Annotated in this window: 15 protein-coding genes; all 15 read left to right on the top strand. The window is 64.0% G+C overall.

Annotated features, from left to right (window positions below; translation table 11 throughout):
* Window positions 1-466: 466 nt before the first annotated feature.
* Complete coding sequence (locus tag D577_RS0112005; RefSeq protein WP_018947713.1) at window positions 467-2,062, top strand: mannose-1-phosphate guanylyltransferase/mannose-6-phosphate isomerase; 1,596 nt, start codon at window positions 467-469, stop codon at window positions 2,060-2,062.
* Window positions 2,063-2,298: 236 nt separating this feature from the next.
* Entirely contained in the window at window positions 2,299-2,727 is a 429-nt protein-coding gene (locus D577_RS0112010; protein WP_244263464.1) for a prepilin-type N-terminal cleavage/methylation domain-containing protein, read from the top strand.
* Window positions 2,728-2,987: 260 nt separating this feature from the next.
* Window positions 2,988-3,440: a pilin gene (locus tag D577_RS0112015; protein WP_018947715.1), complete on the top strand. Its 453-nt coding sequence runs from the start codon at window positions 2,988-2,990 to the stop codon at window positions 3,438-3,440.
* A 231-nt stretch (window positions 3,441-3,671) separates the two neighbouring features.
* Window positions 3,672-4,229 (top strand): TIGR02281 family clan AA aspartic protease, encoded by a 558-nt coding sequence (locus D577_RS0112020; RefSeq protein WP_018947716.1) that lies wholly within the window; start codon window positions 3,672-3,674, stop codon window positions 4,227-4,229.
* Window positions 4,230-4,554: 325 nt separating this feature from the next.
* On the top strand, window positions 4,555-4,881 hold the full coding sequence (locus D577_RS0112025; RefSeq protein ID WP_018947717.1) for a MarR family EPS-associated transcriptional regulator: 327 nt from the start codon (window positions 4,555-4,557) through the stop codon (window positions 4,879-4,881).
* Between the two features lie 364 nt (window positions 4,882-5,245).
* Window positions 5,246-6,412 (top strand): nucleotide sugar dehydrogenase, encoded by a 1,167-nt coding sequence (locus D577_RS0112030; protein WP_018947718.1) that lies wholly within the window; start codon window positions 5,246-5,248, stop codon window positions 6,410-6,412.
* 226 nt (window positions 6,413-6,638) lie between these two features.
* Window positions 6,639-6,893: a DUF4258 domain-containing protein gene (locus D577_RS0112035; protein ID WP_081618834.1), complete on the top strand. Its 255-nt coding sequence runs from the start codon at window positions 6,639-6,641 to the stop codon at window positions 6,891-6,893.
* Between the two features lie 2 nt (window positions 6,894-6,895).
* Entirely contained in the window at window positions 6,896-7,087 is a 192-nt protein-coding gene (locus tag D577_RS0112040; protein WP_018865174.1) for a DUF2283 domain-containing protein, read from the top strand.
* 442 nt (window positions 7,088-7,529) lie between these two features.
* Window positions 7,530-7,775 (top strand): DUF6364 family protein, encoded by a 246-nt coding sequence (locus tag D577_RS0112045; RefSeq protein ID WP_018947721.1) that lies wholly within the window; start codon window positions 7,530-7,532, stop codon window positions 7,773-7,775.
* Complete coding sequence (locus D577_RS0112050) at window positions 7,772-8,173, top strand: PIN domain-containing protein (protein ID WP_018947722.1); 402 nt, start codon at window positions 7,772-7,774, stop codon at window positions 8,171-8,173. Before D577_RS0112045 ends, D577_RS0112050 begins: the two co-directional genes overlap by 4 nt.
* 276 nt (window positions 8,174-8,449) lie before the next feature.
* Window positions 8,450-10,186 carry a hypothetical protein gene (locus tag D577_RS0112055; protein ID WP_018947723.1) on the top strand — a complete coding sequence of 579 codons (1,737 nt, stop codon included), beginning with the start codon at window positions 8,450-8,452 and terminating at the stop codon, window positions 10,184-10,186.
* 141 nt (window positions 10,187-10,327) lie between these two features.
* Window positions 10,328-11,401, top strand: a complete 1,074-nt coding sequence (locus D577_RS0112060) for a polysaccharide biosynthesis protein (protein ID WP_018947724.1) — start codon at window positions 10,328-10,330, stop codon at window positions 11,399-11,401.
* A gap of 12 nt (window positions 11,402-11,413) precedes the next feature.
* Window positions 11,414-12,598 carry an NAD-dependent epimerase/dehydratase family protein gene (locus tag D577_RS0112065; protein ID WP_018947725.1) on the top strand — a complete coding sequence of 395 codons (1,185 nt, stop codon included), beginning with the start codon at window positions 11,414-11,416 and terminating at the stop codon, window positions 12,596-12,598.
* Entirely contained in the window at window positions 12,598-14,400 is a 1,803-nt protein-coding gene (locus D577_RS0112070) for a glycosyltransferase (RefSeq protein WP_018947726.1), read from the top strand. Before D577_RS0112065 ends, D577_RS0112070 begins: the two co-directional genes overlap by 1 nt.
* Window positions 14,401-14,851: 451 nt before the next feature.
* Complete coding sequence (locus D577_RS14100) at window positions 14,852-15,865, top strand: glycosyltransferase (RefSeq protein WP_208854545.1); 1,014 nt, start codon at window positions 14,852-14,854, stop codon at window positions 15,863-15,865.
* Window positions 15,866-15,883: the final 18 nt, after the last annotated feature.

The raw sequence follows: 15,883 nt of genomic DNA on the forward strand, positions 1-15,883 counted from the left end.
CTTGGGCTTGACCTTGCCCGCCTCCAGATCCCGAACCCACATGCAGTCGAGCTTGTTCTTGCTGACATCAATGCCGATATGAGCCATCTCGTCCTCTCGCCTTGTCCGTACAGCCTCACCCGTCCTTCACGGGGGGCTTGGATACCGTTCAAACTTCGAGATGAGAAGGGCGCGGGGACCGATCTACGGAGCAGGTTCAAGACCTCAGGAGGCCAACGGGTTACCCCGAGCCCGGTGCCACAGATGGTAGCGCTCCCTCTGCGACGACACACAAGGAGGCCAGCCCCCTGGCCGATCGGGGCCCGACGACCCTCCGAGGCGGATCGGCCGGAGGGCCGGCCTCCTACCGGTCGGGTGTAGTAGGAGGCCAGCCCTCCGGCCGATTTGGCGCCGATTCGGCCCCGATTCGGCCCCGATCCGGCCCCGATACGGCGGTCGGAGGCCCGCACTGGGGTATGATGCCGACATGGACGATACCGTGATCCAGCCCGTGATCCTCGCCGGCGGTTCCGGGACGCGCCTGTGGCCGCTCTCGCGCGAGGCGCATCCCAAGCAGTTCCTGGCCCTGCCGCATGCCGATGGCCCGACGCTCCTGCAGCAGACACTCGCCCGCGTAACCAGTGCCTCCCCCGGCTCGACCACGCCCCGCGGGAGGCCGGCCCTCCGGCCGACCAGCTCCGGCGCCCGATCGGCCGGAGGGCCGGCCTCCTACCGGGCAGGGTTTGGTTGTAGGAGGCCAGCCCCCTGGCCGATCCCCCCGGAGTCTGCTGCGGAGCCCGCCCCGGACCCCGCCCCACGCTTCGCCCCCGCCCGCGTCCTCGTCGGCGCCGAACACCGCTTCCTCGCCGCCGAACAGCTCCGCAGCGCCGGCCACACCGACCTGCCGCCACTGATGCTGGAACCCGAGGGCCGCAATACCGCCCCCGCCATCGCCCTGGCCGCCGCCTGTGAAGAAGCCGCGGGCCGCGACCCGCTGCTGCTGATCCTGCCCGCCGACCACTACATCGCCTGCACCCGCGACTTCCACGCGGCCGTGGCCCGCGCGACCCCGCTGGCCGAAGAAGGCTACCTCGTCACCTTCGGCGTTTCCCCCGAGCGCCCCGAGACCGGCTACGGCTACATCCGCCGCGGCGAGTCACTGGGCGACGGTGGCGCCCGCGTGGCCCGCTTTACCGAAAAGCCCGACGCCGCCACCGCCCGGCGCTACCTGGAAGAGGGCGGCTACCTGTGGAACGCCGGCATCTTCCTGTTCCGCGCCTCGCGCGTACTGGCCGAACTCGAACGCCACGCCCCCGACATCCCGCGCGCCGCGCGCGCCGCCATCGCCGGCGCCCGGCACGACCTCGACTTCCTCCGCCCCGACCCCGAGGCCTTCCGCCAGGCCCCCGCGCGCTCCATCGACTACGCCGTGATGGAAGCCACCGAGGCCGCCGCCGTCACCCCACTGGACGCCGGCTGGACCGACATCGGCTCCTGGGAGGCGCTGGCCGCCCTGCAGGCCCCGGACGCACAGGGCAACCACACCCGCGGCGACACCGTACTGGAAGACTGCACCCGCAGCCTGGTGGAAGGCCACGACACCCTCGTCGCCGCCCTCGGCCTGCAGGAGACTGCCGTGATCGCCACCCCGGATGCCGTGTTCGCCGCACCCCGCGACAGGCTCCCCGAACTGCGCGCCCTGGTCGAACGCCTGCGCGAACAGTCCCGCCCCGAGGTGCACCAGTACCCCACCGTGCACCGCCCCTGGGGCCACTACCGCAGCATGGAGACCGGCGAGCGCTACCAGGTCAAACACCTGCACGTACGCCCCGGCGCGCGGCTCTCCCTGCAGCGCCACCGCCACCGCGCCGAACACTGGATCGTGGTCGCCGGCACCGCCCGCGTCACGCGCGGCGAGCAGGTGTTCGACCTGCACGAGGATCAGTCCACCTACATCCCCGTCCACGGGATCCACCGCCTGGCGAACCCGGGTCCGGGGCCGCTGGAGGTGATCGAGGTGCAGACGGGGGATTATCTGGGAGAAGACGATATCGAACGGCTGGAGGGGCAGAGGACCGGGTAGGCCCCTTGTAGGTGACACGCTTTGTCACCTCGGGTGACGAGATTTGTCACCCTGCTGGGAGTGACGAAATTCGTCACCCCTGTTGGAGCGGGCTTCGCAAGTGAAATCCCGCATAAACAGAAAGATAGGCATTTTCATTATTTTGGCATGGGTGATGCATGACTCCGGGTGGCTACCCAAAGGTGGCTGGACTCTGGTCCCGCTAATCCATGTCAAGGAGACATACCATGCAGAAAATGCATCGCTCCGCCCAAAAGGGCTTCACCCTGATCGAACTGATGATCGTCGTCGCGATCATCGGCATCCTGGCCGCCATCGCGCTGCCGGCCTATCAGGACTACACCGCTCGTGCCCAGGCGGCAGAAGGACTTTCCGTAACCTCCGGCCTCCGCACCGATATCGCTGAGCGTGTGGCCACCGGTCGTACCGTCGATTTTTCGCCTGATGTGACCGAACTCGAACGCGGTGAATATATCGACTCTATCGAGTATGCTCATGACGGCGCTGATGGGCCGACGATTACTATCACTTGGGATTCGGAGAATTCGGGCCTGTCGGGTGATATGCTGCTGTATCCCCGTGACTGGGATGACGATGCGGACGCCGAGAATAACAACATTGCGGGCTGGATCTGCGCCGAACTGGATCTGCGCCGAAGATGGTGACATGGCCGAAAATCACCTCCCGGGTGGTTGCCGCGACGACTGATCTAGGGCAGTGAAGCGTCAGCCGGAGTCTTCTTCGGCACGGTGAGAAAGGCCGCCCTTCGGGGCGGCCTTTTTTGTTTCAGAAAATGTGTCTGACTCCTCATTTTTGGCACATGAAATGCTTTTTGTAGCTTGAGCGCTGGTGCAGAGGCCTCTGCAGGGTCGGCTGCTCCGGGCAATCCATAAGGCATTTATCGGGCTTCGAGGAGAGAGTCACCATGACAGGCAGGACGACGCAGGGCTTCACGTTGATCGAATTGATGATCGTTGTGGCGATCATCGGCATCCTGGCCGCGATCGCGGTTCCGGCCTATATGGAATACACCGCGCGGGCGCAGGCCGCCGAGGGTGTGACGATTACCGCCGGGTTGCGCCAGGACGTGGCGGAAAGGGTGGCTCAGGGAAGGAGCCTGGAGGGCATGAATACGGATGGCTATGATTTCGAGCCAGCGAAGTATATCCGTGAAGTGGAGCTGGAAAACGACGAGGATGATGGCCTGACGATCATAATTCGCTGGGATGGGGACAACTCGGCGCTCGGGGACACGAGCATGACGTTCCGGCCGAAGAATGCGGATTATGCGGATGACGGCAACGTGGCCGGCTGGTACTGCGCCGCAGCCGACGACATGGCCGAGCGGCACCTCCCGAGAGGATGTGTCGAAGAGTGATCCAAATGAACTCCCGGGGCAGTGCCAATCGACCATGATCGTGTCCTCGTTTTGCCCTGGCCTTGCGCACACGCGTGGGCGCGTAACCGGGTATGGGGGGCTCATTACATGAGTAAGCTCGCGTCGGGTTGGGGTGGTCGCCTCGGGTGGCTCCTGTGTTTGGGGTTTCTCCAGGTCGCCCCACTGTCTGCGGGTGAGATCACCGTCCACGCGGTATTCGATGGGCAAGCGGTGATCTCCGTGGACGGCGAGCGGGCCGTGGTGGCCGAGGGCGAGAGCGGTCCCGGCGGGGTTCGGGTGCTGCAGGCGGGCGGCGGGCGTGTGCAGGTGGAGTTCGCGGGGGAGACCCGCTGGCTGGACCGCGGGGCGGGGGCTTCGCGTGGTGGCGTGACGGGTGGAGCGGGTGGTGCCGCAGGGAAAGCCGTCGGCCCCGGGGTCACCGTGTACACCGATTCGCGCGGGGTGCACAGCCTGACCGTGGGCGTGAACGGCCGGGCCATCACCATGGAGGTGGACCGCGAGGCCGAATCGGTGATGCTGCGCGAGCGCGACGCCGAACGCGTCGGGGTGGACGCCGACGCCGGCAATACCGTGCACCTGCGTACCGAGCGCGGCCGCGTGAACGCCCGCCGCGTCACGCTGGATGAAGTGCGGGTGGGTGGCATCCGCCGCAGTGGCGTGAGCGCGGTGATCGTGCCGGACGATCACATCCACCGGGCGCGCCTGGGGCGGACCTTCCTCGATCGGGTGGAGGTGGAGCCCAGCGGTGACGCGCTGATCCTGCGGTAGGGGCGGTTCGCGCCGGTTCGCCTGCAAGCAGGCTCCTACAGACGGGCGGTGGGGCACCGTAGGAGCGGCCTCGGCCGCGAACCGGACGTGCGTTCGCCCGGGCTCCGGCTGTTCGCCTGCAAGCAGGCTCCTACAGGCGGGTGGGGAGGCTGTTCGCGTGCGGGCGTGCTCCCACGATGGGCGATGTGTCCTTGCCGGTCCACGGGGGGTATGGTCCAATATGCTCCATTCGTTCAGGGGGTGAACGGCGCCGGCCGTGCGCCGCCGTCCGGATCCCCCGCGTATCCCGGCACCGACGTGCCGAAAGCCCCTCGAAGGCGGTGAATTGCAGCGAGACGAGATCCAGTACCGAATTCTGAAGATCCTTCAGGACCATCCCGAGCTGAGCCAGCGCGAACTGGCGGAACGGCTGGGGGTGTCGGTGGGCAGTGCGCATTATTCTCTGAGGGCGCTCATCGACAAGGGCTGGGTCAAGGCGGGTAACTTTGCCCGCAGTGAGAACAAGACCCGCTACCTGTACAAGCTTACCCCGCATGGCGTGGCGGAAAAGGCCCGGCTGGCCCGTGCGTTCCTCCAGCGCAAGCGCGAGGAGCATGCCGCCATTCAGGCGGAGATCGCGGCGCTGGAGGAAGAGCTGAGGCAGAGCCGGTAGGAGGCCAGCCCCCTGGCCGATGGGGCCGTGTTGTAGGAGCGCAGCCCCCTGCGCGATGGGGCGTGTCCCGGGCCCGATCGGCCGGAGGGCCGGCCTCCTACGGTGTTGTAGGAGCGCAGCCCCCTGCGCGATGGGGCGTGTCCCGGGCCCGATCGGCCGGAGGGCCGGCCTCCTACGGTGTTGTAGGAGCGCAGCCCCCTGCGCGATGGGGCGTGCCCCGGGCCCGATCGGCCGGAGGGCCGGCCTCCTACGGTGTTGTAGGAGCGCAGCCCTCTGCGCGATGGGGGTGTCCCGGGCCCGATCGGCCAGGGGGCCGGCCTCCTACGGGGGCGGGAAATTAAAACAGACCAGGAAGGATGACGGAATGAAGATTGCAGTGGCCGGAACCGGTTATGTGGGCCTGTCGAATGCCGTGCTGCTGGCGCAGCACCACGAGGTGGTGGCGCTGGACGTGGTGCCGGAGAAGGTCGAAAAGATCAACCGGGGCGAATCGCCGATCATCGATGCCGAGATCGAGGAGTTCCTGGGCAACGGCTCCCTGAACCTGACCGCGACCCTGGACCCGCAGCAGGCTTACCAGGGCGCGGAGTTCATCATCATCGCCACGCCCACCGACTACGACCCGCAGACCAACTACTTCAATACCCGCTCGGTCGAATCCGTCATCCGCGACGTGCTGGCCATCAACCCGCACGCGACGATGGTCATTAAATCCACCGTTCCAGTCGGCTACACGCGCGAGATCAAGGCGCAGATGGAGACCGACAACGTCGTGTTCTCGCCCGAGTTCCTGCGCGAGGGCCGGGCGCTGTACGACAACCTGCACCCCTCGCGGATCATCGTCGGTGAACAGTCCGATCGCGCCGAAACCTTCGCCAACCTGCTGGCCGAAGGCGCCGTGGACGACGACACCCCGATCCTGTTCACCAACTCCACCGAGGCCGAGGCGATCAAGCTGTTCGCCAACACCTATCTCGCCATGCGCGTCGCCTACTTCAACGAACTGGACAGCTACGCCGAGACCCACGGCCTGGACACCCGGCAGATCATCGAGGGCGTGTGCCTGGACCCGCGCATCGGCAGCCACTACAACAACCCTTCCTTCGGCTACGGCGGCTACTGCCTGCCCAAGGACACCAAGCAGCTGCTGGCCAACTACGACGAGATCCCCAATAACATCGTCAAGGCCATCGTCGACGCCAACCGCACGCGCAAGGACTTCGTGGCCGATGCCGTGATCGCCCGTAACCCGAAGGTGGTCGGCATCTACCGCCTGGTGATGAAGAGCGGCTCCGACAACTTCCGCGCCTCCGCCATCCAGGGCGTGATGAAGCGCATCAAGGCCAAGGGTATCGAGGTGATCGTCTACGAGCCGGAGCTTCCGGACGACGAGTTCTACCGCTCCCGGGTCATCCGCGACCTCGAACAGTTCAAGCGCGAGGCCGACGTGATCGTCGCCAACCGCATCACCGACGACATCCGCGACCAGACCCACAAGATCTACACCCGCGACCTGTTCAACAACGATTAACGCTCCGTAGGAGGCCAGCCCTCTGGCCGATCGGGCCCGTCCGGAACCCCAATCGGCCGGAGGGCCGGCCTCCTACGGGGTGCCGGGTTGCCGCAGGAGGCCAGCCCCCTGGCCGATCGGGCCTGTCCAGACCCCAATCGGCCGGAGGGCCGGCCTCCTACGGGGTGCCGGGTTGCCGTAGGAGGCCAGCCCCCTGGCCGATCGGGCCTTGACCGAAGGCAATGGAATGCATTCCCAGAGATTTGAACGGCGGGTGACCGTAACGCGCCACGCGCAAGAACGAATGAAGCAGCGCGGTATCTCCGAAGCCGACCTCCTGGAATTGCTTGAGCGCGGCGACTTGCGTTACAAGGACGAGATACGGCTTTGGGTGGCGAAACACTTCGAGGGGCGGTCCGATAATCTTATCTGTGCAGCCGTGATCCTTGAGGAGCAGTTGGTGGTCAAAACCGTTATGCACCACTTTGACTGGAGAGAATGACGATGCGCACCACGTATGACGAAGCGGACGACGTTCTCGTGCTCCACCTCTCGGACAAGCCGATCACGCGCGAATGCTCGCAGGACTGGAATACCCATGTGAGCTACGCAGAAGACGGAACGATCGTCGAAGTCGTGATCCTCGAAGCATCCAAACAGGGCGCATGGCCACTCCTGCGATCCAGGGCCGCTTGATCCCCGTGACCCGCCAGAGGCGCGAACCTCACCTGTAGGAGCCCAGCCCCCTGGGCGATTGGGGTTCCGGACAGGCCCCATCGGCCAGGGGCTGGCCTCCTACGATGGGCCCGGACATCCTGTAGGAGCGCAGCCCTCTGCGCGACAGGAAGCCGAACAAGGCCCGATCGGCCAGGGGCTGGCCTCCTACGATGGGGCCGGACATCCTGTAGGAGCGCAGCCCTCTGCGCGACAGGAAGCCGAACAAAGCCCGATCGGCCAGAGGGCTGGCCTCCTACGGGGGGGCTGTGGCGCCAAACCACGTCTTTGTCATCCCGGTCGCGGCGAAGCGACAAGCCGGGATCTTTGGCGAAAGAGCAAGCGGTCGAGTTCGTCCTGGATGTGAATGAGCCCGTGCCGTACAATTCCTTCAAATTTGCCATACATGCCGGGAGGTGATCGTATGGAACAGGAAACCACCAAGGTGACCGTGCGCCTGCCCAAACAGGATGTAGAGTTCGCGAAGGCCTATGCCAGGGCACACGGGATGAGCATGACCGAGGTGATTGACCGCCATCTGCGCCACCTCCGAGCGCTCGAGCGGCATACGCCAAGCGCCGAGCTGGAAGCCATTACCGGCCTGATCCCCGCCGATGTGGATGCCGAGAAGGCCTATCACGACCACCTGCGCGACAAGCATTCATCGTGATCATGCTCGATTTGGACGTCCTGCTGGACGTTCTGCAAAAGCGCGAGCCGCACTATCGTGTTTCGGCGGCAGTCCTGGAGCAAGTGCTACAGGGCGAAGAAGCAGGTGCCCTCAGCGCACATGCGGCGACCACGGTGCACTACCTGGTCGCACGGTATGCGGATCGCACGTCTGCGGATCGGGCATTGAGCTGGCTGCTCCAGCATTTGCACGTATCCGCGGTGGGACGCACAGAACTCGAACGAGCCCGGTCGCTCGGTTGGGCGGATTTCGAAGATGCCGTGGTGGCAGCCACTGCCGAGCGCGCGGGTTGCGCGTCCATCATTACGCGCAACCTCAAGGATTTCGCCGGTTCGCCTGTGCCCGCGCTGACGCCGCAGGAGTTTCTGCTCCGCTAACCAACGTTGTATGGGGTTTCTGCGTACCAAAATCGGCCAGAGGGCTGGCCTCCTGCGGGGGGGCGAGACGACAATGGATGATGCAATGGAATTGATTACCCCATACGGCGGTACGCTCCGCGATCGGACCTGGCCGGTGCCCCGTCGCCGAGGGGGCTCGGCCACCGCAAACGCAGGAGGCCAGCCCCTGGCCGATCGGGCCCATCCGGTGCCCCATCGCCGAGAGGGCTCGGCTCCTACGGGGGTCGAAGCCACGATAGCCAAGGGTTCAACCCCTTGATCCGATCCATCCTGGACAGTCTGAAATGGAGCAGCCGCCTGGGCGCCAAGTTCTTCTGGGCGGCCCCGGCGGCGACCAGCGGGGTGGTGTTCTTCACGCTGGTTTCCCAGCTCTCCATGCTTTTGGCCTTCTTTCTCCCATTGAAGGTCATCATCTTGCTGGGATCGGACGGCATCCCGCGGTATTTCCCGCCGGCGTTCGAACAAGTGGATCGGGACCAGCTGATCATCAGTCTTTCGGTGGCCACAATCCTGTTCTACCTTCTCTATCTGGGGTCCGAAAGGCTGGTGGAGTGGGGGGCGGAGCGTGGTGCGGCCCGGCTTCTCGCCCGCGGGCGCAAGATGGTCCTGTTCGAGGGGCAGGACGAGATGGCGCGTCGCTCCTACAAACGTTATGCCTCGGCGCTTGCGGGCGGTATCTTCGTGTTTCTGGCGGTGGTCCTGCTGGTGTGGCTGTATCCGGCCGTGGCCGGGATCATTATTGCCTACCTGGTTCTCACTTCGGGTGTGCTTCTCGCCGCCCTGATCGTCAGCGAGTCGTTTCGTCAGCACCTCGATAACGCACTTTCATCGTGGACGGCCGTGCTGGCTGCACTGGGCTTCATGCTGGCCTTCATCTACCTGGTAATCGATTTCCTCTTCCGCGAACCGCCCGGGCTTATCCCGGCCATCATAGCGTTGCTTCTGTCGCGCCAGGCATTCAACCGGTTATCCGGCGCTGTCCCTGCCATTCAGCAATTGTATCGCCAGCGTCCCAAGCTGGACGCGCTGTTCTTTCACAAGGCGGCCTACATTCCCCGGTCCGGTGGGGAATCGCACCCGGTGCGTACAATCCTCCAGCCGGAGCAGCGCGAGCGCTGGGTGGGACAGGTCCTGTCGGAGCTGGTTTCGGAGTCGGCGGACCAAGGGCTGAGTATCCAATGGCTGGAACTCAATGTGCGAGGTGTCTACGCGCTCTGGTGTGGCACCGACTCGGGCGAGACTTATCTGGTCAAGCTGTTCGACAGGAACCGTTCCGGTCAGGCGCGTCACGAAGCCACGCTGCTGGCTTCGCCCCCCGGGACCCTGGCTTCCCCCGGCTGGCTGGGATCCACGACGATTGATGGCTGGCATGTCCATCTCTTTCGGTGTCCGGTGGCGGCGACGGAGCGGGTGCCTGCCTCAAAGAAGATGATCTGGAATTTCCGGTACCGGATGCTCGAAACGGAGCTGAGCCCGTCATTCTTAAAACAATATGAACGTTCCCGTTCGTATTTATGGCAGCGCCTGTCTCCATCGATGTTGACGGACCTTCGGGCGGCTGCGTCAGACGATGAGCGAGCCCGGCTGAACAGGCTCGAACACTGCTTTGAGCAGTGGCTGGGCTGGCTGGCAGCCACGCCGGTCGCTCTCGCATCGCCCGACGTGGGTCCGTTCACGGTCGTGCCCGCGCATTCATCGGGTCCCGTGTTGTTGCACTGGGGGCGGTGGTCCCTGGAGCCGGCCGGTTCCGGATGGCCCATAAATAAGGTAGGTTTTCGGGATCTTGGCACGGCATATCAACGGGCTTCACGATTCCGTGCTGCACACCACGCGGTGAGCCTGAACCAGCTATGGCTGGCGGCGCTGACCTTTCAACTCGAGTCCGACTGGCAGAAGGAACGATACTCCCAGGCACTGGGTCATTTGCCGCTTGTGGAGCAATGTCTCCAGGAACTGCAGGCAGGCGGTGAACCAGAGGTGGAAGCCGTTTGATGTACGGGACGTGCCTGATATGCTCCGCACCACGTTCGCGGCACCGGTCAGTCTCCGCCTTCGAGGTCCCGGCCATCACGCCGGGTCAGGGGGGGTGCATGTACCCGGGCCATGATCCCGACCCGTTCAAGGAACCGATCAGTGAATCACCTGAAAAACAAACGAATACTGGTGACCGGTGCGTGTGGCACGGTGGGCCGCGAGCTGGTCCGCCAGGCGCTGGAAGAGTTCGAGGTCGCCGAGTGTATCGGCATCGACAATAACGAGAGCGAGCTGTTCTTCCTCGACCAGGAGTTCGGTGCCGATGGCCGGGGCAAATTCTTCCTGGGCGATGTGCGCGACCGGGACAAGCTGATGCGTCGGCTGCGCGGCGTGGATGTGGTATTTCACGCCGCTGCACTCAAGCACGTGGGCCTGTGCGAGCGTTCGCCCTTCGAGGCCGTGCAGAGCAACATCCTGGCCATCCAGAACCTGGTGGGGGCCGCCTGCGAGAACGGGGTGGAGCGGGTGGTCTTCACCAGCTCGGACAAGGCCGTGAACCCGACCAACGTGATGGGCACGTCCAAGCTGATGGGGGAGCGGCTGATCTCGGCCGCCAACACCACGCTTCACGGAGACGGGCCGGTATTCGTCTCCACGCGGTTCGGCAACGTACTCGGTTCCCGTGGCTCGGTACTCCCCATCTTCAGGCGGCAGATCGCACAGGGCGGCCCCGTCACGCTCACCGACCGCGAAATGACCCGTTTTGTGATGAGCTGCGAGCAAGCGGTTCGCCTGGTGCTCGATTCGGCCCATCTGGGTTGCGGGGGAGAAGTGCTGATCACCAAGATGCCGGTGGTGCGCATCGAGGACCTTGCGAACGTGATGATCGAGCGTCTGGCTCCCAAGTACGGGCATGATCCGGCGAATATCGAGATACAGGAGATCGGCGCCAAGCCGGGCGAAAAGATGTACGAAGAGCTGATGAGCCAGGAAGAGACCGGTCGTACCTGGGAGCTGGACCGCTACTTCGTGGTGCGCCCCGCGTTCCCATCGCTTTATCGCGACATCGAGTACGACTACGAAAATCTGGTCTCGCGCGAGGTCACCAACCCGTACAATTCATCCTTGGAGCCGGCGCTCTCGCGCGATGAGGTAGCCCGCTTCCTGGAGGAGAACGGTCTGCTCGAACCGGCCGACTGCGCCGACGAGCCAGCCGAACGCAACTTTCCGTAAAAGGGTGCAACGATGCATATCCTGATTCTGGGTGGCGACGGCTACCTCGGCTGGCCCACCGCCATGCACTTCTCCGCACGCGGCCACGAGGTCACGGTGGTGGATAACTACCTGCGCCGGCACGCCTGCACCGATCTGGACGTCGGCATGCTCTATCCGGTGCCCACGCTGCCCGAGCGCGCCAAACGCTGGCACCAGCGCACCGGCAAGGAGATCAAGGTGGTCCTGGCGGATCTGGCCGACCCGGAAGCCATGCGCGGGCTGTTCGAAGGCCGGGTGCAGTACGACTGGGCCATCGACTCGGGCTTCACCGGCGAGCCGGACGTCGTCGTCCACTACGCGGAGCAGCCATCCGCCCCGTACTCGCTGATGAACTACAAGCGGGCCAATCTGACCGTCAGCAACAACCTGCTGGTCACCAACAACCTGATGTTTGCGCTGCGGGATCTCGCGCCGAACACCCCGGTGGTCAAGCTCGGCACCATGGGCGAGTACGGCACGCCCAACATCGACATCGAGGAGGGCTGGCTTGAGGTCGAGTACAAGGGCCGCAAGGACACCTTCCTCTACCCGCGCCAGGCCTCCTCGCTCTACCACACCACCAAGATCATGGACACGGACCTCATGTGGTTCGGCGCCCGCATGTGGGACCTGCGCGTGACCGACCTGATGCAGGGCCCGGTCTACGGCATCGAGACCGACGAAAACGAAGGCCAGGAAGATCTCTACCCCATCTTCAATTACGACGAGATCTTCGGCACCGTCATCAACCGCTTTATCGTCCAGGCCATTGCCGGCTACCCGCTCACCATCTACGGCGCCGGCGGACAGACCCGCGGCTACCTCAACATCCGCGACACCCTGCAGTGCGTGGCCAAGGCCGTGGAACACCCCGCTGGCCCCGGCGAACTGCGCATCTTCAACCAGATCATGGAAACCTTCAGCGTGCGCGAGCTGGCCGAGCAGACCCAGCGCGTGGGGCAGGCCCTGGGCTACCCGGTGGAGCTGCAGAACCTGGAAAACCCGCGCAAGGAAGCCGAAGAACACTACTACAACCCCACCTACCAGGGCCTGCTGGACCTGGGCGTCAAACCCCACTACCTGACCGACGAGGTGATGGAGGGCATGTTCCGCATTGCTGCCCGCTACCAGGAGAACATCCGCAACGACGTGATCTTCCGGGGAGTACGCTGGTAATGACGGATACGGCCGAGCAGGACGCCCCCATCCTTGCCACCCGGCCGCTCTCGGATGCGGCCATGGAACAGGTGCCGTACTGGAACCCCGGCATCCCGCCCTGGGAACCCGTCAAGGAACCGAACTCCAGCCTGCGCATCGCCGCCATCGTCAGTGATCGACTGTACGAGGGCCTGCGCTTCGAAGGCGAAGTGTTCCTGCTGACACCGGACAACGCTCGCCACACGCTGGATTACGGCGCGCCGGACCTGCTGATCGTCGAGTCCACCTGGGAGACCGCCACCGGCCACTGGTACCTCGCGCAGCCCGCGCCCGGGGCGGAGGCCGATGCGCTGCGCGAACTGGTCGCCCACGCGCGAAGCCGAGGCATCCCTACCGTGTACTGGTTCACCGAGGATCACGTCTACCACGAGCACTACCGCGAATTCGCCACACACTTCGACCATGTGTTCTGCGCGGATCCGGAAGAGACCCAATGCCTGCGCGCCGAAGGCATCCAGGCCGAGGATCTGCCACCCTGCGTGCAACCCGCCCTGTACAACCCGTTCCGCAAGCACGAGGAATACGACGCCATGGACCTCGGCGTACTGTTTGACGGCTGGGGCGACCTGGATCGCAACCCCGATCACTACGCAGTACTGGAAGAAGTGCGGGAGGAGCACCGGCTCAGCATTCTCGAATCGCGCTACCTTCTGACCAACAATCGGCTAAAGGCAGAAGAAAAGCACCAGGGCTGCATCCTTGGCTGCGCCACGCGCGAAAGCCGCATCCTCGCGCTGAAGTACGCCAAAGCCACCATCAGTTTCGAGAAGACGCTTTCCACCCCCACCACCCAGCGCTGGGAGGCCCTGCAGGCCACGGCCAGCTACTGCCCGGCCATCCATTTCGGCACCTTCCCGGAGGGTGACATCCGCCACGGTCTGGTCCAGTGCTTCGGCGAGGACCTGGACGCCCTGGTCGAGCTCATTCGCATGGAAGAGGACGACCTCTACCGACAGCGAATCGCCCATCGCGCCTGGCGCGCGACGCTCCAGAACCACACCTTCTCCCACCGCATCCGCCAGATCTGCCAAACCCTCGGAATCGCGCACGACTGGGACGAGTATCCGAAGGCCAGCGTCATCACCCCTACCTGCCGCCCGGACATGGTGCCGCAGGCCATCGAGACCTACCGCACGCAAAGCTACCCGAACCGAGAGCTGATCCTGGTATACAACGGCGTGCAGCCCGAAGAATTGCCCGAGGAGTGCGAGGCCCCCGATATCCGAGTGGCACATGTGCCCGGAGATCGCTTTGCTGGCGCTGCCTTAAATCTGGGGGCACAGCTCGCCAGCGGCGCTTGCTGTTTCCGCATGGATGACGACGACATCTATGGCGAAAACTACCTGCTGGACATGATGCTTTGGCTACGCTGTGCCGATGCCACTGTGTGGGGAAAGGGGCCGGCCCCCCTGAAATTCGAAGAAGCGCCGGAGGTGTACGTACGCCCCGGCTCTCGGCAGCCGTTCCAGATCGTATCGCCCGAGGTGCTTCACGCCGGTCAATTCTGGCTGTGCGGCAACTCGATCGCCTATCGGCGCACGCACCCGGAAGCCAGTGGCTACCGGGATGCGGCCCTTGGAGCGGCCGATACATTCTTTAACCGGGAGGCCGCATCGAATGCGATCGTTCTTGTTCTTGATCCGTTCAATGATGTGGCCGTCCGGCAGTCCGATTCCGGAGGACACACTTGGCGGATAAACCCGCAAGACCTGAAACGGGCTGCAGATTGCTACCCCGGCGTTGAGGACCTTCAGGTTTGAATGGCCCAAGCCCTGTTTTTGCGAACGAATTTTGGTGAACTGGGAAGGCCGGCAATAAAGCCCACTCAAACCCAAGATCGGCAGGTCAGGCCCGAGTGAAGGCGAGAAGTGAAAATTCCACCTTAAGCGATCGATGTAGAGTTAATTCGTTCTTGGGAGATTCAACAATGACGGCGCCGTGGATTAAAAAAAACTCTACAAATTTCCATCCGTGGAGTGCGCTATTAACAGAAATCTTCGGGCGGTGCACGGCATCTGATCAGGCAACCCGATGCGCCTAATGTTTATTTGCGAAAGCCTAGCCGTGGGTAAAGGGGGTGCTGAGCGCGTGATATCGGAGTTGGCGGACGAGATGGCTACTCGCGGTCACCTCGCTTATCTAGCGTATAAGGACCGTGGCGAGCCAGCGTATTCGGTATCCAGTGAGGTTGTTCTATTGCCATTCGCCGACTTGGACGACCTTCAGGCGAAAGCGGCCGATGCTGATCTCGATGTAATCGTTGGCTTCTACACACGGGAGAATGTCACGCGCTATGCGGCTTTGGCTGATGCGATCGGTATTCCTCTTGTGGTGCAAGAATGCACAAACCCGGATCGTGCACGGTTCAACAACTGGCGGTTAGCTAAAGTGTCCAGATTCCGCGCGAGCTGGGAGCGTGAAATCGTGACCTCCGCCGCCGCTCGCCTGCGCTTGGTCATGCCAGGGTATACCGACTCATTCGCCGCTTTCCAGCAATCCCAGATCCGGGCGATGCCCAACAGTTGCCCGAAAGTGGATGCCCGGGCGTGCCCGGATCAAAGTTTGGATGGGCGCTGGCGCATCCTGCTGGTGAATGGATTCAAGGGCAACAAGAACCTGGTGGATGCGGTCGCCGCCTTTGCCCGGCTCGCACCGCTGCACCCCGACTGGGTTCTGCGGGTGGTGGGGAAGGAGCCGTCGTGGGAGGCTCCGCATGCGAAACAGGTAGCGGAAATCCTTGATGAGCACGCGCTTTGGGGGCGTTTCGAGATCGCGGGGGCCACGGACGATATTGCTGCCGAATATTGCGGTGCTCATATCCACCTGATTGCCTCGCTCAGTGAAGGCTGCCCGACCGTCGTGCTGGAGGCCATGGCCGCGGGGCTGCCGAGTGTGGGCTTTGAGGATTGCCCCGGCACGAACGAGCTGATTCGGCACGAAGCCAACGGCTTGCTGGCCCGGGCCGATGATCGGGTGGCCGGGCTGTCTGCAGAGCTGGGTCGGTTGATGGTGGAGCCTGAGTGGCGCGCCGCTCTTGGGCGGCAGGCCGGACAGGATGCAGCCGAGTTCGATCCCTGTAACACCTATGATCAGTGGGAGCGGTTGCTCACCGAGGCGGCCGGCTACCGCGATGACCCGGAGCGGCTGTTTCGAGAGCAGTACGAAGTGGACCCCGAGCGCGCCCTGCATGCACGACGGATGCGAAACAAGATTCTGGAGAGATAACGTTGCCGATTGACGAGC

Origin of the sequence: Thioalkalivibrio sp. AKL17 (genome assembly GCF_000377885.1) — a bacterium.
GTDB classification, from domain to species: Bacteria; Pseudomonadota; Gammaproteobacteria; order Ectothiorhodospirales; family Ectothiorhodospiraceae; genus Thioalkalivibrio; species Thioalkalivibrio halophilus.